Annotated in this window: 17 protein-coding genes and 3 pseudogenes; 12 read left to right on the top strand and 8 right to left on the bottom strand. The window is 74.3% G+C overall.

Translation table 11 applies throughout. The features are described 5' to 3' along the window. Positions 1–184: 184 nt before the first annotated feature. The 4 genes from QQK22_RS07285 to QQK22_RS07300 all read left to right on the top strand — a co-directional run bounded on the left by QQK22_RS07285 (position 185) and on the right by QQK22_RS07300 (position 4,470). Positions 185–1,423: a glycosyltransferase gene (locus QQK22_RS07285; protein WP_284250326.1), complete on the top strand. Its 1,239-nt coding sequence runs from the start codon at positions 185–187 to the stop codon at positions 1,421–1,423. After that, entirely contained in the window at positions 1,420–2,622 is a 1,203-nt protein-coding gene (locus QQK22_RS07290; RefSeq protein ID WP_284250327.1) for a glycosyltransferase, read from the top strand. The genes QQK22_RS07285 and QQK22_RS07290 overlap by 4 nt, the downstream gene beginning before the upstream one ends. 142 nt (positions 2,623–2,764) lie before the next feature. After that, entirely contained in the window at positions 2,765–3,673 is a 909-nt protein-coding gene (locus QQK22_RS07295; RefSeq protein WP_284250328.1) for a glycosyltransferase, read from the top strand. After that, positions 3,670–4,470, top strand: coding sequence for a glycosyltransferase family 2 protein (locus QQK22_RS07300; RefSeq protein ID WP_284250329.1), 801 nt, complete (start codon positions 3,670–3,672; stop codon positions 4,468–4,470). Before QQK22_RS07295 ends, QQK22_RS07300 begins: the two co-directional genes overlap by 4 nt. A 24-nt stretch (positions 4,471–4,494) precedes the next feature. Here the strand turns inward: QQK22_RS07300 and QQK22_RS07305 are convergent, their stop codons facing one another. Continuing rightward, positions 4,495–4,722: a DUF6480 family protein gene (locus QQK22_RS07305; RefSeq protein ID WP_284250330.1), complete on the bottom strand. Its 228-nt coding sequence runs from the start codon at positions 4,720–4,722 to the stop codon at positions 4,495–4,497. Positions 4,723–4,820: 98 nt separating this feature from the next. Then, a complete protein-coding gene (locus QQK22_RS07310) occupies positions 4,821–6,140 on the bottom strand; it encodes an SLC13 family permease (protein WP_284250331.1) in 1,320 nt (439 codons plus the stop codon). On the opposite strand from QQK22_RS07310, the pseudogene QQK22_RS07315 reads away from it, so the two are divergent. Further along, positions 6,100–6,947, top strand: a pseudogene (locus QQK22_RS07315) (SDR family NAD(P)-dependent oxidoreductase). The gene QQK22_RS07310 and the pseudogene QQK22_RS07315 overlap by 41 nt on opposite strands. Before the next feature lie 7 nt (positions 6,948–6,954). Here the strand turns inward: QQK22_RS07315 and QQK22_RS07320 are convergent. Continuing rightward, entirely contained in the window at positions 6,955–7,170 is a 216-nt protein-coding gene (locus QQK22_RS07320; RefSeq protein ID WP_284250332.1) for a hypervirulence associated TUDOR domain-containing protein, read from the bottom strand. An 83-nt stretch (positions 7,171–7,253) separates the two neighbouring features. Further along, positions 7,254–7,831 (bottom strand): annotated as a pseudogene (locus tag QQK22_RS07325) (sugar O-acetyltransferase). A gap of 50 nt (positions 7,832–7,881) precedes the next feature. On the opposite strand from QQK22_RS07325, the gene QQK22_RS07330 reads away from it, so the two are divergent. Then, positions 7,882–8,460: a TetR/AcrR family transcriptional regulator gene (locus QQK22_RS07330; RefSeq protein WP_284250333.1), complete on the top strand. Its 579-nt coding sequence runs from the start codon at positions 7,882–7,884 to the stop codon at positions 8,458–8,460. 29 nt (positions 8,461–8,489) lie between these two features. On the opposite strand, the gene QQK22_RS07335 is transcribed toward QQK22_RS07330, so the two are convergent. Together QQK22_RS07335 and QQK22_RS07340 are read right to left on the bottom strand one after the other, a co-directional pair. Then, on the bottom strand, positions 8,490–9,062 hold the full coding sequence (locus QQK22_RS07335; RefSeq protein WP_284250334.1) for a GNAT family N-acetyltransferase: 573 nt from the start codon (positions 9,060–9,062) through the stop codon (positions 8,490–8,492). Then, complete coding sequence (locus QQK22_RS07340; protein ID WP_284250335.1) at positions 9,059–9,487, bottom strand: pyrimidine dimer DNA glycosylase/endonuclease V; 429 nt, start codon at positions 9,485–9,487, stop codon at positions 9,059–9,061. Before QQK22_RS07340 ends, QQK22_RS07335 begins: the two co-directional genes overlap by 4 nt. A 154-nt stretch (positions 9,488–9,641) precedes the next feature. On the opposite strand from QQK22_RS07340, the gene QQK22_RS07345 reads away from it, so the two are divergent. The 3 genes from QQK22_RS07345 to QQK22_RS07355 are packed head-to-tail and all read left to right on the top strand — an operon-like array spanning position 9,642 to position 12,039. Next, positions 9,642–9,950 carry a hypothetical protein gene (locus QQK22_RS07345; RefSeq protein ID WP_284250336.1) on the top strand — a complete coding sequence of 103 codons (309 nt, stop codon included), beginning with the start codon at positions 9,642–9,644 and terminating at the stop codon, positions 9,948–9,950. Between the two features lie 35 nt (positions 9,951–9,985). Then, a complete protein-coding gene (locus QQK22_RS07350) occupies positions 9,986–11,863 on the top strand; it encodes a bifunctional metallophosphatase/5'-nucleotidase (RefSeq protein WP_284250337.1) in 1,878 nt (625 codons plus the stop codon). Further along, a complete protein-coding gene (locus QQK22_RS07355) occupies positions 11,842–12,039 on the top strand; it encodes an S-layer homology domain-containing protein (RefSeq protein ID WP_284250338.1) in 198 nt (65 codons plus the stop codon). The genes QQK22_RS07350 and QQK22_RS07355 overlap by 22 nt, the downstream gene beginning before the upstream one ends. A 70-nt stretch (positions 12,040–12,109) precedes the next feature. Here the strand turns inward: QQK22_RS07355 and QQK22_RS07360 are convergent, their stop codons facing one another. Further along, entirely contained in the window at positions 12,110–13,000 is an 891-nt protein-coding gene (locus QQK22_RS07360; protein ID WP_284250339.1) for an AraC family transcriptional regulator, read from the bottom strand. A gap of 87 nt (positions 13,001–13,087) precedes the next feature. On the opposite strand from QQK22_RS07360, the pseudogene QQK22_RS07365 reads away from it, so the two are divergent. The 3 genes and pseudogenes from QQK22_RS07365 to QQK22_RS07375 all read left to right on the top strand — a co-directional run bounded on the left by QQK22_RS07365 (position 13,088) and on the right by QQK22_RS07375 (position 14,929). Further along, positions 13,088–13,878: pseudogene (locus QQK22_RS07365) on the top strand (SDR family NAD(P)-dependent oxidoreductase). Between the two features lie 110 nt (positions 13,879–13,988). Next, positions 13,989–14,345 (top strand): DUF3626 domain-containing protein, encoded by a 357-nt coding sequence (locus QQK22_RS07370; RefSeq protein WP_284250340.1) that lies wholly within the window; start codon positions 13,989–13,991, stop codon positions 14,343–14,345. A gap of 68 nt (positions 14,346–14,413) precedes the next feature. Then, complete coding sequence (locus QQK22_RS07375; RefSeq protein WP_284250341.1) at positions 14,414–14,929, top strand: GyrI-like domain-containing protein; 516 nt, start codon at positions 14,414–14,416, stop codon at positions 14,927–14,929. A gap of 25 nt (positions 14,930–14,954) precedes the next feature. Here the strand turns inward: QQK22_RS07375 and QQK22_RS07380 are convergent, their stop codons facing one another. Further along, entirely contained in the window at positions 14,955–19,148 is a 4,194-nt protein-coding gene (locus QQK22_RS07380; protein WP_284250342.1) for a lamin tail domain-containing protein, read from the bottom strand. Between the last annotated feature and the right edge of the window lie 47 nt (positions 19,149–19,195).

Genomic DNA, 19,195 nt, shown 5'->3' on the forward strand with positions numbered 1-19,195 from the left:
GCTCCGCTCCTCGTCGGCCCGCTCGTGGGCGCACCTGGTTCCCGATCCCCCGGCGAAACCGAATCTAGGCGATCGGCCCCGGGAGTCCTACGGTGGCGACAGGACCGCCCGTCAGCGGCGCTCCGGCGGCCCGGTGCACCCTCCCGAGAGCCGCACCCGCAGCTCCGACCAGGACAGGAGGCTCGTGACCGAGCAGCTCTCGCCCGAGCGACCCGCCGCACCCACCCCGGTCACGCCGACCCCTGTCCCCAGCCCCACCACTCCCCCCGCCCCGCGCCGGTTCGTCGTCGCCTCCGTCCCGACGAACCATCCCTACGTCCGCGGCATCGGCGCCCCCGGCACGTGGGCCGGTGACGCGATCCGTCGCCTCCCCGACCCCCTTCCCGATCCGGGCGACCCGGGCCGGTGGTGGCCGCACGCCGTCCTGGACCCGGCCTGGATCCGGGCGAACGCCGACCGCATCGACCTCGTCCACACCCACTTCGGGGCCGAGTCCCTCCCGACCGGTCGCCTGGCGGCTGCGCTCGCCGAGATGCGGCGCCTGCGCATCCCGCTCGTCCACACCGTGCACGACCTGAGCAACCCGCAGCTGCTCGACCAGCGCGGGCACGAGGCGGACCTCGACCTGCTGCTGGCGCACGCCGCCGCCGTCGTGACGCTCACACCCGGTGCCGCCACGGAGGTCGCCCGGCGCTGGGGACGGACCGCGCGAGTGATCGCGCACCCCGCCGTGCTCGACCCCGCGGGCCGCACGACGGTCGGCGCGCCGCCCCCGGCGGCGCTCGTGGTCGGGGTGCACCTGCGCGACCTGCGCCCGGGGATCGACGGCGAGACTGCCGTCGCGACCCTGGTCGGCGCGGTGCGCGCGCTGCGCGCGGACGGGGTCGACGCCGTCGCGCGCGTCATCGTCAACGACCGCGTGCGCGAACCGGAGGTGCTGGAGCGGCTGCGCGCCGTCGTCGCGGATGCCGCGGACCTCGTACGTACCGACGGGCACGCCGCCGCCCGCATCCTGGTCCGGCCGCGGGTCGACGACGCCGAGCTCGAGCGCGAGGTGGCCGACCTCGACGTCGCGCTGCTGCCCTACCGCCACGGCACGCACTCGGGCTGGGTCGAGCTGTGCCACGACCTCGGCGTGCCGGTGGTGGGACCGGCGGTCGGGTACGCGCACGAGCAGCATCCCCAGGAGTACGTCGTGGCGAAGGACGGACCCGCGGCCCTCGCCGAGGCGCTCACCACGGCCGCCGCCCGCGGCACCCGGCCCGGGACCCACGCCCGGCGGACCCTGGTCGAGCGGCGCGCGCAGCAGCGCCGGGCGGACCGGCCCGGGATCGCCCTGGCCCACCACGAGGTCTACGCGGCCGCGGTCGACGCGGCGCGCGTGGGCACACGCGCGGACGCCCCGTTCGGGGACCGCGCATGAGGGGGCTCGGGGACGCGGGGCGTCGCCCGGGTCGGCTGCGGATCGCTGTGATCGCGCCCTCGCGCCACCCCCTGCGCCAGCCGCACGCGGGCGGGCTCGAGGCCGCGGTCTGGGACCGCGTCGACAGCCTGCGCCGGCGGGGCCACCGGGTGCACCTCGTGGCGGCCGCGGGGTCGGACTTCATGGCCGACTCCCCCGACGCCCTGCACCTGCCCGCCGCACACTGGTCCGGCGCCGTCTCCTCCGACACGGACTACCCCGAGGGCTACGTGGCGGTCGCCGAGGCGGCGCTCGACCGTGCGCTGACGCACCTGCGCCGCCACCGCGCGGACTTCGACGTCGTGGAGAACCACAGCCTGCACGCGCTGCCCCTCGTCCGGGCACCCCACCTGGGCATCCCGATGGTCACGACGCTGCACACCCCGCCCCTGCCCGCGATGGTCGAGGCCATCCGGGAGGCCGGACCGGACCTCGGACCGGTGCTCGCCGTCAGCACCCACACCGCACGCGCCTGGCACGAGCACGGCGTGCACGCCCGGGTGCTGCCCAACGCCGTCGACACGGCTCGGTGGGCGCTCGGACCGGGCGGCGAGGACCTCGTGTGGTTCGGCCGGCTGGTGCCCGAGAAGGGTGCCCACGTCGCGATCCGGGCGGCCCGGCTGCTCGGACGGCGTCTCGTGCTGGCGGGACGCGTCGGCGACGCGGGCTACGTGCGCGAGGAGATCACGCCGCACCTCGGCGACGACGTCGTGCACGTCGGCCCGTTGCGGCAGCGCGACCTGGCGATGCTGGTCGGCTCCAGCGCGTGCGCGCTCGTCACGCCCCTGTGGGAGGAGCCGTTCGGGCTGGTCCTGGCGGAGGCCCTGTGCACCGGCACCCCCGTGGCGGCGTTCGACCGCGGCGGGGTCCGCGAGGTCGTCGCGGGGTCGCCCGGGGCGCGCCTCGTATCGCCCGGCGACGTCGAGGGTCTCGCCGCCGCCGTCGCGGCGCTCGCGGACCCGACCCGTACCGCCCGGGCGCGCATCCGGGCGCACGCGCTGCAGCGCTTCTCGATCGAGCGCCAGCTCGACGAGATCGTCGACCTGCACCGCGCCGCGGCGGCTACTCCCGTGACTGCACAGACGCCCGCGGTCGTCCCCGCCGCGTCCGCCGCCGCTCCCGCGGTGGTGCTGGGCGACGGCGACCGCGTGCCCGCGTGAGCACGATCGGCTGGTACGTCCACCACCACGGCAGCGGGCACCTCGTGCGCTTCCTCGCCGTCCGGCCCCACCTGGACGCCGACGTCGTGGCCTTCAGCTCGCGGCCGGCGCCTCCCGACCTCCCCCGCGCACCCGCTGGGTGGTGCTGGAGCGTGACGACGACGTCCGCACCGACCACCGTGGCGCGGTGCGCGATCCGCACGACGCGGGCACGAGTGCTCCGACGGCGGGCGGCGCGCTGCACTGGGCACCGCTGCACCACCCCGGCCACACGGGCCGGTTCGCGGCGATCACCGCCGAGATCGCCGCCGATCCGCCGGACGCGTTCGTCGTGGACGTGTCGGTGGAGGTGACGCTCCTCGTACGGCTCCTCGGGGTCCCGGTCGTGGTGATGACGCAGCCCGGCGCGCGCGACGACGACCCGCACCGGCTGGCGTGGCGCATCGCGGACGCCGTGGTCGCCCCCTGGCCGGCCGGACGGTACGACCCGCTGGGGCGGGACCTGCACGAGGTCGGCGGGATCTCGCGGTTCGACGGGCGACCGCGCGCCGGCGCCCCGGTACCCGGGCGGGTGCTCGTGCTCGGGGGCGGCGCCGCGGACGAGGGGACGGGGACGGACGACCCGGACGGCGTCCCCGGGGCCGGGAGCACCACGTGGCACCACCTCGGCGGCCACGCCCCGTGGGCCGAGGACCCCTGGCCGGCGATCTGCGCGGCCGAGGTCGTCGTCTCCGCCGCGGGTCAGAACGCGGTGGCCGACCTCGCCGCGGCGGGGGCGCGCGCGATCGTCGTCGCGCAGGATCGCCCGTTCGACGAGCAGCGCGCGACGGCGGAGGCCCTCGGCCGGGCGGGCCTCGCCGTCGTCGTCCCCGCCTGGCCGTCCCGTGACGAGTGGCCCGGGCTGCTGCAGCGGGCCCGCGCACTCGATCCCGACTGGTCGCGGTGGCGGGTCGCGGGCGCCGCCGCCCGCGCGGCCGACGTGATCGCGGCGGTGGCCGCCCGCGCGACGCCCGCCGCGGTACCGACCCCGGCTTCCGGCGGTGCCGCGTGACCGCCGTCGTCACCCTCGCCTCGGCCGCCCGGCTCGACCACGTGCGGCGGCAGCAGGCGCGCCTCGCCGGAGCCGACGTCGAGCGCGTCGTGGTCTGGTTGGACGCCGAGGAGCCTCCCGCCCTGGACGGCGCGATCGTGCTGCACGTGCCGCCGGGAGCGCACGGGATGCGGCTCGCGGCGGGCCGGAACCTCGGCGTGGCGGAGGCGACCGCGCGCGGCCACGGCCTGCTCGTGCTGCTCGACGCCGACTGCGTCCCCGGGCCGAACCTGCTGGCGGCCTACGCCGCGGCGGCCGCCTCGCACCAGGACGGGCTCCTGTGCGGCGCCGTCACCTACCTCGCGCAGGGCGTCACGGTCGAGGCGGACACCGACCTCGCCGCTCTCACCGCGCCGCACCCCGCGCGCCCGGCGCCCGCCGTCGGCGACCTCGTCGAGGCCGCGCCCGAGGAGTACCCGCTCTTCTGGTCGCTCTCGTTCGCGACGACCCCCGCCGGCTGGGCGAGGATCGGCGGCTTCGACGAGGCCTACGAGGGGTACGGCGGGGAGGACACGGACCTCGCGTTCCGGGCGCGGGATGCCGGCGCCCCGCTCGTGTGGGTGGGTGGCGCCGACGCCTACCACCAGCACCACCCGACGTCGTCCCCGCCGTGGCAGCACCTCGACGACATCCTGCGCAACGGCGCCCTGTTCCACGGGCGGTGGGGCACCTGGCCGATGACCGGGTGGCTCGAGGCGTTCGAGGCCGCGGGTGCCGTCGTGCGCGAGGGCGACGGCACCGGCTGGCGCCGCGCCTGAGCCCCGACTGACCCGACGCCGTCCTCAGCCGAGGATGCCCGCCAGGTGGGCGACGAAGAACACCGCGGTGAGGACGCCGATGCCGATCACGACGGCGACGGCGACGCGTCCGAACGCGGGGCTGCGCTCCTTCGGCGTCTGGCTGGGAGCGGCCACGGTGCTGGCCTCGCCCGGGGGCGTCTCACCGGGTGGGGTGCCGCCACCGGGCTCGAGGCCGGTCGTGTTCTGCGGGTCGGGATCGGGCGTGGTCATGGCGGTGTTCTCCCAGGTGTTGCCGGAATCTCCAACGTACCCGCGCGGGCCCGAACCACCTCGAACGAGTTCGGTCCGCCGGTGCGACCTGACGGGCCTCATCCGACCAGGACGAGCGCACCCACGGAGGCCAGCAGGGCGAGGGGTGCGAGCACCAGCCCCTGCCGCACGAGGGTGCGCAGCGGGACCTCGAGCATCGCCTGCCGGCACCGCTGCCACCACAGCACCGTGGCGAGCGAGCCCCACGGGGTCATGATCGGGGCGACCCCGCTCCCGATCAGCAGCGCGGCGATGCGCAGCGGCTCCCCCGCGACCGCGGGGTCCAGCGCGAGGAACGCCGGGAGGTTGTTGACGGCGTTCGACGCGAGAGCCGCGACGGCCGCGAGTCGCAGCAGGTCGAGCGGTCCGTCACCGGTCCCGGCGGCCACCGTGAGGCCCTCCCCGAGGGGGCGCAGCGCCGCCACGACGACGAACAGGGCCGCCACGACGACCAGCGTGCGCCACGGCACGAGGTCGCCGGCGGGCACGGGCAGCGGCCGCCGTCGCACGCGGGTCGCGACGAGCAGCGCGACGGCGGCCACCGTGGCCGCCACCGCCGGTTCGACGCCGAGCACGAACGCCAGCGCCATGACGGCCACGACGACGGCGGCGATGCGCAGCAGGGCGGGGTCGGGCGCCTCCGGGGCGGGCGGCGTCTCGTACCGGCCGCGCAGCTCGCGGCGGTCCCGGACGCCGAGCACCGCGACCGTCACGAGGATCGCCGCGAGCGCCGGCGCCCACATCAGGGCGAGGAAGCTGCCACCCGCCGCACGCAGCGCGTGGTCGGCCAGCAGGTTGGTGAGGTTCGAGACCGGGAGCACCAGCGAGGCCGTGTTCGCGAGCGCGACGACGGCGAGCGCGAACGGCAGCGGCGACGTGCCGGTGCGACGCGCGAGCGCGATGACGACCGGGGTGAGGAGCACCGCCGTCGTGTCGAGGGACAGGACCGCGGTGCTGAGCGTGGCGAGCACGACGACCAGGACCCACAGCAGCCACCGCCGCCCGGCAGCCACCCGCGCGGCGAGCCCGGCGGCCGCGGCGAACAGCCCCGCGCCCGCGCACAGCTCGGAGACGACGGTGAGCGCGGCGAGGAAGAGCAGAACCGGGCCGGTGCGCTCGGCCAGCGCCGTCGCCTCCGGGCGTGGCAGCAGGCCGGTCGCGACGACGACGACACCGACGACGAGTGCCAGGGCCCACCAGGGGCGTCCTAGGCCCGGGCGGCCGCGGCGCCGCCGCGAGGGTGATGCGTCGGGTGTGGCGGGCACGTCCCGCGCGTGGTCCTGCACGGGCTCACCGTAGACCTGGGCGACCGGGTCCACCCGGTCGTAGCGTGGGGGGATGAGCGACTCCGGTACGACCACGCCCCGCACCATCGTCATCACGGGTGCGTCCGACGGCATCGGCGCGGCGGCGGCCCGCACCCTGGCCGCGGCCGGTCACCGTCTGCTGCTGGTGGGGCGGTCCCCGAGAAGACCGCGGCGGTCGCCGCGGAGACCGGCGCGGAGTCGTTCGTGGCGGACTTCGCCCGGTTCGACGACGTGCGTCGGCTCGCCTCGCAGATCCGTGACCGGGTGGAGCACATCGACGTCCTGGCGAACAACGCGGGCGGGGTGTTCGGCGAGCGCCGCCCGACCGACGACGGCCACGAGCGCACCTTCCAGATCAACCACCTCTCGCCGTTCCTCCTGACGGAGCTGCTGCACGACCGGCTCGTGGGCGGCGGGAGCGTCGTCAACACCTCCAGCGTCGCGGCGGCGCGGTTCGGCGTCATCGACATCGACGACCTGGACAACCGGAAGCGGTTCAACGCCAACCGCGCCTACGGCAGCGCGAAGCTCGCGAACATCCTGCACGTGCGGGGGCTGCACGAGCGCTACACCGCCGAGGGCGTCTCGGCGGTCGCCTTCCACCCCGGGATGGTCGGCACCAACTTCGCCGCCGACACCACGAGCTGGTTCCGGTTCATCTACCGCACGCCCCTGCGCCACCTGATCCTCATCAGCGCCGAGAAGGGCGGGAGCACGCTCGAGCACTTCCTCGCCGGCACCGCCGGACGCGACTGGGAGAGCGGCCAGTACTACGACGAGCGCTCGCTCGTGCGCGAGCCCCACCCGCAGGCGCAGGACGCGGAGCTCGTGACCGAGCTGTGGCGTCGCAGCGCCGCGATGGTGGGGCTCGCGGACTGAGGGGGCGTCAGCTCTTCAGCTTCCGCAGCGCCGAGCCCTGGTGGGCGGCCTCGGCGCCGGTCTTCTCCGACTCCACGATGTAGGCCGGCTCGTCGCTCGAGGCGGTGAAGTCCTGCCCGGAGAACGTGAAGTCCTTCGTGCGCTTCTCCTTCACCGTGCCCTGCGTGCGGCCCTGGGAGGTGCCCCAGCTCACGCGGTCGCCCTTGCTCAGATCCTTGGTCACGCCGTTCTCCTCTCGCCTCGTCCGTCGCCTCCCAGACTCCCCCGCGGGGATCGTGTCGTCCAGGACGGCGTTCAGCGCGCGGGTCAGAGGTGGCGCACCACCCGGGCCGGGTTGCCGACGGCGACGACGTCGGCGGGGACGTCCCGCACCACGACGGCGCCCGCGCCGATCACGCTGTTGTCACCGATGGTGACGCCCGGGCAGACGATCACGCCGCCACCCAGCCAGACGTTGTCACCGATCGTGATCGGCTTCGCCGCCTCGAGCTTGTCCCGGCGCGGCCCCGGCTCGATCGGGTGCGTGGGCGTCAGGAGCTGGACGTTCGGACCGATCTGGCAGTCCGCGCCGATCGTGATGGTCGCGACGTCGAGCGCCGTCAGGTGGTAGTTGACGAACGTGCGCGGGCCGATGTGGATGCCCCCGCCGTAGTCGACGAACAGCGGGGGCTTGACGTAGGCGTCCTGCCCCAGCGTGCCGAGGAGGTCCTCGAGGATGGCCCTCGCCCCGGGGCTCCCTCGACCTCGGCGCGGTGGTAGGCGTCGGCGAGGGCGACGCCGCGTCGCGCGAGTCGGTCGTTCTCGGGGTCGTCGGCGATGTAGAGGTCCCCGGCGAGCATCCGCTCCCGGTGGGTCCGCGGGTCTCCGGCGAAGTAGTCGGTCATCCCGGTAGCGTACGTTCGTACACCCGCGGTCTGAACCAGGAGGAGGAACGGTGACGGGTCGAGACCAGGAGGCGCCCCGCGCACGGCGCACCGATCCGGACCGTCGGGACCGCATCGTCGACGCGTGCCTCGACGTCATCGCCCGGCACGGCGTCGCCGGTACGACCCACCGCAAGGTCGCGGCCGCGGCCGACGTCCCGCTCGGGTCGATGACCTACCACTTCACCGGGATGGACGAGCTCCTGCGCCTGGCGTTCGAGCGGTTCTCGCAGCAGATGAGCGAGCGGTTCGAGACGCGGATGGCGGCCGCCGGCTCGCGCGAGGAGGCGCTGGCCGCGGTCACCGCGATCATCGCCGACGACGTCTTCACCGACGACCGCGAGCTGGTGCTGACCCACGAGCTGTACACCTTCGCCGCACGCCGCCCCGAGTACCGGACCCTCACCCGCAACTGGATGGCGGCGAGCAGGCACGCGCTCGAGCGCCACTTCGACCCCGCCACCGCCCGCCTCATCGACGCGGCGATCGAGGGCCTGACCATCCACCAGGCGTTCGACCCGGCGCCGAGCACCGAGCTGGACGTGCCCGCCGTCGTCCGTCAGATCGCGGCGATCCACGCCGAGGACTGACGGCCGGCCGGGCGGATCCGCCCCCGGGGTCAGGTGCTCGCGGCGGGGAGCACCATGATCGACTCCCCCGCCTCGGGGTCGTCCACCGCCGCCGCGAGCCAGTCCGGACGCGTGCGCAGCACCTCCACCCAGCCCGCCGAGTCGTAGAGCCGGCGCGCCACGGGGTTGAGGTCGACGACCTCGAGGCACGGGTGGCGCCCGACGGCGCGGACGTCCGCCGTCGCCGTGGTGAGGAGGCGGCGCCCGACACCGCGTCCCCCGAACACCGGGTCGACCACCAGCGTCGAGACCCACGCCAGGTCCACCGGCTCACACCCGTGAGCCGCGGCGCACGCCGCCGGTGCGCCGTCGTCGGCCGCCCGCCGCCCCGCCGGCGTCGTCCAGCACACGTGCCCCACCACGCGACCGTCCGCCTCGGCCACCCAGGCAGCGGCGGCGTCGTCGGCGTGCAGGAACTCCTCGATCGGGAACGGCAGCGGGCTCCGCACCGGGTACCGCGTGAGCGGTTGCTGGGTCAGGACCATCCGGGCGAGCTCCGGAACGTCCCGCGGACGCCGGGGGCGGAGGGCGACCCGCCCGGTCGACCCGTGCGGCGCCGTCACGTCCGCTCCCACGCGGCGACGGGGCCGGGAACCTCGCGGAAGACGGGATGGGGGCGCAGCACCCGGGCGTCGAGGACCGGCACGTGCGCGGCGCTGCGCGCCTCGACCTTGGTGCGCAGGTGGGCCAGCTCGAACGCGAGCTGCCCTGACGTCACCTCCAGCCGGCCGTCGGCGGGCCCGGGCTCGAGGATGCGTGAGACGTCGAAGCGGTAGCCACGCGCCGTCGCCTCCTGCGCGAGCGCGGTGAGGTGCGCGCCGATCGCTCGCACGGGTGCGGGGTCCTCGCGGAAGCGGACGAGCTGCGGGTGGGCGCGGAAGCCCGTGGTGCGCCCGGCGAGCACCGCCTGGGCGAGCAGCCCCTCGCGCCATCCGGCCACGAGCGCCGGTCGGTCGAGCAGGTCGGGGTGCAGCGACCAGATCCTCATCCGTTCCAGGTTAGTGCGGGGTCCGTGCCGTCAGCGTTTTCGGCGTCGTCGAGCCTTCCGCGCCTGCACTCAATCCCCCGTTCACCCGCCCGACCTGCGCGTGTCACAGGGGCGACCTACGGTGGTCGAGCCCCCTGACACCCGAGAGGACACCATGCCTGCCCACCGCAGACTCAGCCTCGGCGTCGCCACGATCGGCGCCGCGGCTCTCACGCTCCCCCTGGCGGCACCCGCCGGGGCGGACGTCGTCGCCCCCGACCCCCTGGAGCTGACTCTCGTCGCCACGACGGACCTGCACGGTCACGTCCGCGACTGGGACTACTTCCGCAACGCCCCGTTCCCCGCCACCGACAGCCTCGGCGTCGCCCGCGCCAGCACCGCGATCAACGAGATCCGGGAGGCGAGGGTGCGGACTCCGTCGTCGTCGTCGACAACGGGGACACGATCCAGGGCACGCCTCTGACCTACCTCTACGGCTTCGGCCGCGAGCGCCAGGCCGTGCTCGACGGCACCACGCAGCACCCGATGGCGAAGGCCTTCAACGTCGTGGAGTTCGACGCGCAGACCGTCGGCAACCACGAGTACAACTACGACCTCGACCTCCTGGACGCGTACGAGCGCGACCTCGCCGACACCGCGGTCCTGGGCGCCAACGTCGTCTCGGAGGAGACCGGCGAGCCCTATCACGAGCCCTTCGTGCTCGAGGAGCGCACGATCGGTGGCGAGGAGGTCACCGTCGGCATCCTCGGTCTCGTCACGCCCGGCGTCCGCATCTGGGACCGCCAGTACGTCGAGGGCGAGGTCGAGTTCCGCGACATGGTGGAGACCGCCAAGGAGTGGGTCCCGGTCGTCGCCGAGCAGGCCGACGTCGTCGTCGTCCTGGCGCACACCGGTCAGGGGACGGTGCCGGACGAGGGCTACGACCCCGCCGCGCTGCACGAGAACGTCGCGAACAACATCGCCTACCAGGTGCCGGGCATCGACCTGCTGGTCGCCGGCCACAGCCACCGCGACCTGCCCGAGACCGTGGTGACGAACGTCGCCGGCGAGCGCACCGTCATCACGCAGCCGAGCCACTGGGGCCGCGGGATCACCGAGACGACCCTCACGCTCCTGCCCGACGGCGACGGCGGCTTCAGCGTGGACACCGAGACGGCCCCGCCCATCGTCGTGCCCCACTACGGGCGGGACGGCTACGCGGAGGACCCGGCCGTGGTCGAGGCCATCGCGGAGCAGCACGAGGCGACGGTCGAGTACGTCAACACCCCTGTGGCGACGTCGGTGCAGGAGCTGCCCGCCGCGACCTCGCGCTACGAGGACACGCCGATCATCGACTTCATCAACGACGTGCAGCAGACCACGGTCGCGCAGGCCCTGGCCGGCACCGACAAGGCCGACCTGCCCGTGATCTCTCAGGCCTCGCCGTTCTCGCGCACCGCGCTGTTCCCCGAGGGCGAGGTCACCATCCGCGACATCGCCGGTCTGTACATCTACGAGAACACGCTGCGCGCCGTCGAGCTCACGGGCGCCCAGGTGCGCGACTACCTCGAGTACTCCGCGCGCTACTTCGTCCAGACCGAGCGCGGCGCGACGTTCGACCCGGAGACCGGCACGAACGCCATGTACCCGGGCGACACCCGGGGCATCCCGGACTACAACTACGACGTCCTGTCGGGTCTGGACTACACGATCGACGTGTCCGAGCCCGTCGGCCAGCGCATCAAGGGCCTGACGTTCCCCGACGGTTCGCCGCTCGCGGACGACGCCGTCGTGGTCATGGCGGTCAACAACTACCGCGCCTCCGGTGGCGGCGGCTTCCCGCACGTGGCCGACGCCCCGGTCGTCTACGACGACCTCCTGGAGATCCGCCAGCTGCTGATCGACCGGGCGCAGGAGCGCGGCGTGATCGACCCGGCCGACTTCTTCATGCCGAACTGGGAGCTGACGACGGCCTGGACCGCGCCGGCGTTCACCGACGTCCCGCGCGGCAACCTGTTCTTCGACCAGATCCAGTGGCTCGCCGAGAAGAACATCTCCACCGGCTGGCCGCTGGCCGACGGCGGTGCCGAGTTCCGGCCCCTCGCACCGATCGCGCGCGACGCGATGGCGGCGTTCCTGCACCGGATGGCGGGTTCACCCGACGTCGAGCTGCCGGCAACCTCGCCGTTCACCGACGTGAGCCCGGACAACCAGTTCTACGACGAGATCGTCTGGCTCTCGCAGCAGGAGATCGCCACCGGCTGGGACAACGGCGACGGCACGGCATCCTTCCGGCCGCTGGACCCGATCGGTCGCGATGCGATGGCGGCGTTCCTCTACCGCCTCGCGGACTCCCCGCCCACGCGGCGCCCGAGGTGTCCCCGTTCACGGACATGACGCCGCAGGCGCAGTTCTACGACGAGGTCACCTGGCTCGTGGAGAACGAGATCGCCACCGGCTGGCTCGGCAACGACGGGACGGCGATCTACCGGCCGACCGCGCCGATCGCCCGCGACGCGATGGCCGCCTTCCTGTTCCGGTACGCGGGGGCCGGGTTCATCACCGTGCCGTGACGCGCTGACGACCTCCCCGGCGGACGGCCGGCCCGCACCCCTCTCGGGTGCGGGCCGGCCGTCCTCGTTCTCAGCCGACACCGGCGCGCAGATGCGCCGCATCGGCGCCCGGGGAGGTTCCGTAGGCGGCCCGGTAGTCGCGCGAGAAGTGCGAAGGACTGAGATAGCCGACTCCGGCGCCGGCCATCGTCGCTGTCTTCCCCTCCGCGAGCATCCGACGCCGAGCCTCGCCGAGACGAAGCCGCCTCAGGTACGCCACGGGTGCCAGCCCGGTCAGCTCGCGGAACCGCCGTCGCAGAGTGGCCGGGCTCGTGCCGACGGCGAGAGCCAGCTCCTCGACGCTCCAGGGCCGGGCGAGGTCGGCGTCGAGGAGCCGCTCCGCTTCCGTCACGACCTCGGCGCTCGCGCGTCGGACCGCCCGCATCAGGCGGGGCGCCTGATCACCGAGCAGAAGTCGGAGGACGATCTCGCGCTCGACGAGCGGGGCCAGGACGTCGACCTCCTCGGGCGCGTCGAGCAGCGCGAGCAGGCGATCGATAGCGTCGGCCAGCTCCGGTGTCATCGTCCCGAGCCTCTCCGGCTCGCCGTCGCCCTCGTGCGGGCGACGCGGCAGCTGCGCCGCGACCTCGGCGACGACGGCGGGGTCGAGCCGCCAGTTGACGGAGATGAAGTCGCCGCGATCGCCGAGACCCACGACGCGCCCGAGCACCGGCAGGTCGACGGGGGTGATCAGGAACCTCTCCGATCCCCACTCCTGCTCGTCCGACTCGTGCTCGAGCGAGCGCTTGCGGCCGCTGAGGACGATCGAGAGACACGGTGGGTAGCGGACGTAGACCATCGGGGTCGGCGCCAGCGTCCGGGCGAGCAGGAGGCCGAGGCGCTCAGCCCGGTGCGGCCTGTCCACGTGACGGCGGGCGCGCTCCGCGCCCCGCGCGAACGAGGCCGAGATCCGGGGGTCCACGCACCCATTGAAGACGATGACCGGGATCGGCACACGGCTGACCGTGGGCGTCAATCCGCCGATCGATTCGAGCAGCACCGTGGAGGCATGACTCAGCACACCCTGACCACACTTCCCCGAGACGAGCGCCTGACCGGTCGTACCGCGATCGTGACCGGTTCCACGAGCGGGCTCGGAGAGGCGACCGCGCACGTGCTCGCCGCCTCCGGTGCTCACGTCGTCGTGCACGGACGTGACACGTCCCGAGCACAACGGGTCGCCGAGCAGATCAGCGCGAACGGGGGCCACTCATCGGTCGTGACCGGCGACCTCGCGTCCAGCCCGGACGCCGCTCGCGCCTTCGCGTCGCGCGCCACAGACGTCCTGGGCGGCCATGTCGACATCCTCGTCAACAACGCGGGCATCTTCCCGGTCGGCCCGACCGATGCCCTCCCCGACGACGACGTCGCGGCGCTGCTCGCGACGAACATCCGCATGCCGCACGACCTCGTGGGCGCGCTGGCCCCCGCGATGGCGGCACGCGGGAGCGGAGTCGTCGTCAACATCACCTCGTGGATGGCGCACGTGGGCACGCCGGGAGTCGGCCTGTACCCCGCGACGAAGGCGGCACTGGAGCACCTGACCCGAGCCTGGGCGGCGGAGTTCGGCCCTCGGGGGTCCGGGTCAACGCCGTCGCGCCCGGTGCCACGTTGACCCCGGGCAACGAGGCGTCCCGCGACGTGCTCGAGGCGATGACGGCCGCGGCGCCGGCGGGCCGGGTCGGCCGGCCGATCGACATCGCCCACGCCGTTCGGTTCCTGTCCTCCGACGAGGCCGCCTACATCCACGGGACGGTCCTGGAGGTGGACGGTGGCATTGTCGCGGCACGCGTGAGCTGACGGCCCGTGGGTCAGCGTCGGCATCGGCGTCGGGCGCGCCGCTCCCACCGGACCTCGAGGTCAGCGTCCACCTGCACCCCGGCGGGGACCGCTGGCGGTGGGAGAGCGCCTTGTTCGGCGGCGTCTACGACGACGCGCCCGCCCCAGAACGACAGGTCTACGGTTCCCTGAACCACCGACGGCGCCCGGCGGGCGGGTCCGTGCGCTTCGGCTCGGCCCACCTGCGGCTGCGCGGCGAGGTGCGTGACCGCCTCACGTTCTGCTACCGCGACAGCGTCGAGCGGCCGACCGTCTTCGGCACGGCCGCCCACCTGCCGCTCCCCGGCCCCGCGGACCGGTCATCTCCCGGGACGTCGCGGCGCTGGTGCTCGATCCGTCGTTCCGCGGCACCCCCGTGGCGGTCGCCGCAGCGGGTCGAGCCGCTGTGGCACTGCGGCGCGCGCTCTGGTCACGCGTGGGACCGATGAGTTCGCCGCGTCGCACCGGTCAGACCCACGAATCGCATCCGAGCGCGTCCGACAGAAGGAGACAGATCATGGGTTCCACACCCCAGCCCGCCGACCCCCAGGATCCGGAGCTCGTCGAACTCGAGGCGACCGCCGCCGTCGTCGTGCGCGGCGTCGTCGCAACGGCGGACCTCGAGAACTTCTTCGACCGCGCCTTCGCGACGCTGGCGCGCGAGCTCGAGCGCCGCGGCCTGACGCCGAGCGGCCACGCCATCGCCTACTCCTCCCGCCCTCCCGCGGAGACGAGCGACCTGGCGGTCGGGTTCCCGGTCGCGTCGCGCCTCGACGAGCGGGGCGAGGTCGGCGCGGGGTCCGACGGCGAGATCACGGCGCTGACGCTGCCCGGCGGTCGCGCCGCCGTCGTCGTGCACGCCGGGGGCTACGACTCGCTCGCTCAGGCGTGGGACGACCTCGAGCGGTGGATCCGCGAGCAGGGGCTGACCCCCGCCTTGCAGTCCTGGGAGGTCTACCTCACCGAGCCGACGCCCGACGGCGACCCCGCCGACAACCGGACCCGGCTCGTCCAACCGGTGACGGCGGACTGAGCCGGGCCGGCGCCCGGCAGCGCGTTCACTCCCCCGTCGGCAGCCCGGCCTCGACGTAGCGGAACAGGAACGCCGCCATCGCGTCGCGCGCGACGGGCGAGATCGGCCGGTAGATCGCCGTGCCGTCGTTGCCCTGCCACCCCGTCGCGATACCGGTCGAGGCGAGCCACGTGATCTCGTCGTAGAACTGCGTCTGCGGCGTCAGGTCGGTGAAGGGCGAAGCGCCCGGACCTTCGTGCTCCGGCGAGCCCGCGAGCCGGTGCAGGAACGCCGCCATCGCGTCGCGCCCGATCGGATCCAGGGGCCGGAAGGACGCGGTGCCGTCACCGTTGTCCCACCCGGTGGAGATCTGCCGCTGCGAGAGCCAGACGATCTCGTCGTAGAACTGGTCGTCCGGGGCCACGTCGCTGAACGGCGAGGACGCGGGCAGCTCGACCTCGGGCGATCCGGCGAGGCGGTGCAGGAACGCCGCCATCGCATCACGCGCGATCGGCTCCAGCGGACGGAACGAGGCCGTCCCGCCACCGTTGTCCCAGCCCGTCGAGATCCCGCGCTCGGCGAGCCACTCGATCTGCGCGAAGAACTGGTCGTCGGCGGCGACGTCGGTGAAGGACGGCTCGGGAGCCGCCGGCCTCTCGAGGACGGCCGGAGCCGTCACCACGCGGCGCGTGGCGTCGCCCCGCGAGGCCTCGCCCTCATCGACGACCGGCTCGATCGCCGCGTACCAGACCTGCCCGGCCGCCTGCGCCGGCCACGGGTGGTTCAGCGTCTCGCCCGCGGCGAGCCTCGCCGTCGCGACCGACGCGGACGGACCGCTCAGCCCGACCGACGCCGTCGCGACCTCCGAGGACCGCAGCAGCGACAGCTCGACGACGAACTCGTCGTCCCCGGCGTCGTAGCGGGCGTCGTCGCCGCGGAAGCCCGGCTCGTCGTAGGCCCACGCGTCGAAGGAGTCCAGCGTCGGCGAGTACGCGTTGACCGCCATCAGCTCGGCGTCGAGATCGAGCTGCAGCAGCCGCTGGAACCCGGTGTCGCGGTCGAGGGTGTCGGCGCGGGGCGAGGGCTGGGTGGAGCGGTAGCCCTGGTAGTCGGCCAGCATCTCCACGACCCGGCGACCGCTCTCGCCGACGTTGTCGACCACGACGGTGCCCTCGGCGACCTCGGTGGCGTCGGTCTGCTCGCCGGTCACGGGGTCGGCGTACTGCGTCGAGACACCGTGGTAGTGCCCGCCCAGCACGAGGAAGACGTTGTCGTTCGGGGCGACGACGGTCTCCCACAGCTCGATGCCGCGCGCGGTGTAGCGGCGGTCGCGGTCGTCGCGCGTGCCGTCGGTGTTCAGGTAGGAGTGCGTCGCGAGGACCACGTTGTGCTGCGGGTGCGACGCGGCGACGTCGGACGCCCACGCCAGCTGCGCGCCCGAGGGGCGGTAAGGCAGGTGGAGCACGAGGAAGTCCGTGCCCTCGTGCTCGAACAGGTCGTAGTGGGCGCTGTTGTCCCCCTCGGACCACGCCTCGCCCCACCACGGCTTGTCGGAGTACATCTCGGTCGGGAAGTACTCGTTGTACAGGTCGTTGTTCCGACCCCACAGGTTGTCGTGGTTGCCCGGGAGCACGCCGTTGGGGATGTCGGCGTCGTTGATGAGCGCCATGATGTCGCGCGCCGCGGCGAACTCGCGCCGCCCGCGCTCGACGTCGGTGTTGCCGCCGATCCAGTTCTCGACGATGTCGCCGGTGTGCGCGTTGTAGCCGATCTTGCGGCCGTCGGCGTTCGCGACCACCCACGCCGCCATGTCGGTGAAGACGCGGCGGAAGTCCTCGGCGAGGAACTGGGTGTCGGTCATGTGGTTGATCGCGACGTCGTAGCTGCCGGGGTCGGCGAACGCACCGTCGGTGACGCCGACCTCGTCGATCAGACCGCCGGAGGTCCGGGGCCCGTCGATCACGAGGACGTCGATACCGCCGTCGGCCGCGAGTGCCGGGGCGAGCGCACCGACCAGCGTGAGATCGCCGTCGGCCGACGGCTGGCCCGCGCTCAGGAGCGCCCACGCGCCGGCGGCGGGGTCCCAGGCGTACATCTGCAGCTCGTTGCGCGGCGCGGCGGTCCCGCTCCAGGTCAGCTCCCCGCCGTCGGCCGGGAGCGCGGTGGACGGGATCGTGTACCGCTGGAACGCGAGCTCGCCCGCGCCGCCCTGCGTGGTCAGGTCCGGGAGGTCGGCGACGGCGGCGCGCACCTCGCCGTCGATCTCACGGGAGGCGGGCGGGGCGAGGGGCGTCGTCCCGGTGTGGACCACGACGTCGTCGATCCCGATCGGGGTCGCGGCGCGGAGGTCGAGCGCGAGCGCCTCCGGGCCCGCGTGCGCGGGGGTGACCGACGTCGTGGCGCCGGTCTCGCCGTCGGGCGCGGTGGTCGTGGTGACCGGCGTGCCGGGCACCTGCGTGGCCGGGACCGTCACGGGGTCGAGCTGCCCGGGGCGTGGCACGGTCGGGTCCTCCCAGACCGGAGGCTCGTCGACACCGGGTGTGCGCGGCGCCTTGACGAAGTCGTCACCGTTGACACCGGTGCTGCGGGCGCGCTGGTGGCTCTCACCGAGGTCGTTGCGGGTCGTGTTCTGGATGCTGTAGCCGAAGGCGCACGGCGTGAAGGCGATGGTGTCCCAGACGGCGACGCCGTCGACGACGCGACCCTGCGCGTCGAGCACGAGCGCGCCGTAGCCGTCCGTCTCGTTCATCGACGTCGCGTAGGTCGCGTCGGCCAGCTCGCGCAGCGACGCCGGAGCACCCTGTGCCGCGGCCAGGTAGACGCCGCCGGGCTCGAGCACGCGTCCGAGGTCGGCGACCTGCGCACCGGGCGAGAGCCGACCGTCGCCCTCGCACCGCAGCAGGGACCAGCCGGTGGTGTCGACCGGGGCGTCGCTGCGGTTGACGAGCTCGACGAAGTCGTCGCTCCCGCCGGCGGGGCCGGCGGCGACGAGCTCGCTCACCTCGACGGCGCCGCGGTGGGGGCTCACGTCGCGGTCGACGGCGACGACGGCCTCCGCCGTCGGGTCGGTGCCGGGGGTGCGCAGGCCAGGTGTGAAGTCCGACGCGCTCGTGCCGCCGACGGACGTGCGCTGGTAGCTCTCACCCGCGAGGACGTCGAGGTCCATCGGGAGCGCCTCGCCGTCCGTGCACGGGCTCATCCGGTCGCGGTACATCGCGAACCGGTCCGCGATGCGCAGGTCGGGCGTGAGCAGCATGGCGCCGGAGTTGATCCAGTGGACGCTCGTGCCGTAGGTCAGGTCGCGCTCGGCGGCGGGCACGGTGCTGCTGGTACCGGAGCGCACGAGGGTGAACACCTCGCCCGGGTCGAGCACGGTCCCGGCGGGCAGGCCGGCGGACTGGACGTAGGACTGCGCGTTGTCGCCGCAGCGCCACACCTTCCAGTCGGAGACGTCGACGGCGCCGGTGCCGAGGTTGGCGATCTCGATGAAGTCGTCGTTGTAGCCGCCGGGGCCGCCCGGGGCGAACTCGGTGATGACGACGTCGCTGACGACCGTGAGGTCCTGGCCCTGCGCGGCGTTCGGCTGGGCGGGCGTGCGCGGCGCGACGGCCCAGTCCCGCGTGATGTCGCCGGTCAGCGCGACGCGCTGGTGGGACTCGCCGTGCGCCCACGAGGCGACGTTCTGCAGCGCCACCGGGTTGGCGCACTCGGTGTCGACGCTCGGGTGGTAGAAACCGACGCGGTCGACGACGTCGAACTCCGCCGTCTCCAGGTAGGCGCCGAACCCGAAGCTGTGCAGCGAGGTGCCGTAGGTGGCGTCGCCGACGCCGGCGGCCGCCAGCGCGGATCCCTCGCGCACCGCGGTCCACCGCTCGCCGGGGGCGAGCACGATGCCGGCCGGCGCGACCGCCTGCGGACCGTAGGCGTCACCCGCCTGCCCGCACCGGAAGACGCGCCAGCCCGAGACGTCGACGTCGGCCTCGCCGAAGTTGGCGATCTCGATGAAGTTGTCCGACCCGCCCGACGGTCCGCCGGAGGCGACCTCGCTGATGAGGACGCCGGTGACCGGGGCGGCGGCCACGGTGCCGTCGGCCGGCGCTGCGACGACGGCGGGCGCGGCGGCCTCCGGAGCCTCCAGGACCTCGGGAGACTCCGGGGTCGCGACGGCGCTCCCGGCGGGGAGCAAGCTCGCGGCCAGGACCGCGGCGAGCGTGGCGAGGACGGGACGGCGTGAGCGCACGGGGCGTGGCCTTTCGTCGGGGCGCCGCGACGCGCGGCACCCGCCCA

It is taken from the genome of Litorihabitans aurantiacus (assembly GCF_030161595.1).
Taxonomy (GTDB): domain Bacteria; phylum Actinomycetota; class Actinomycetes; order Actinomycetales; family Beutenbergiaceae; genus Litorihabitans; species Litorihabitans aurantiacus.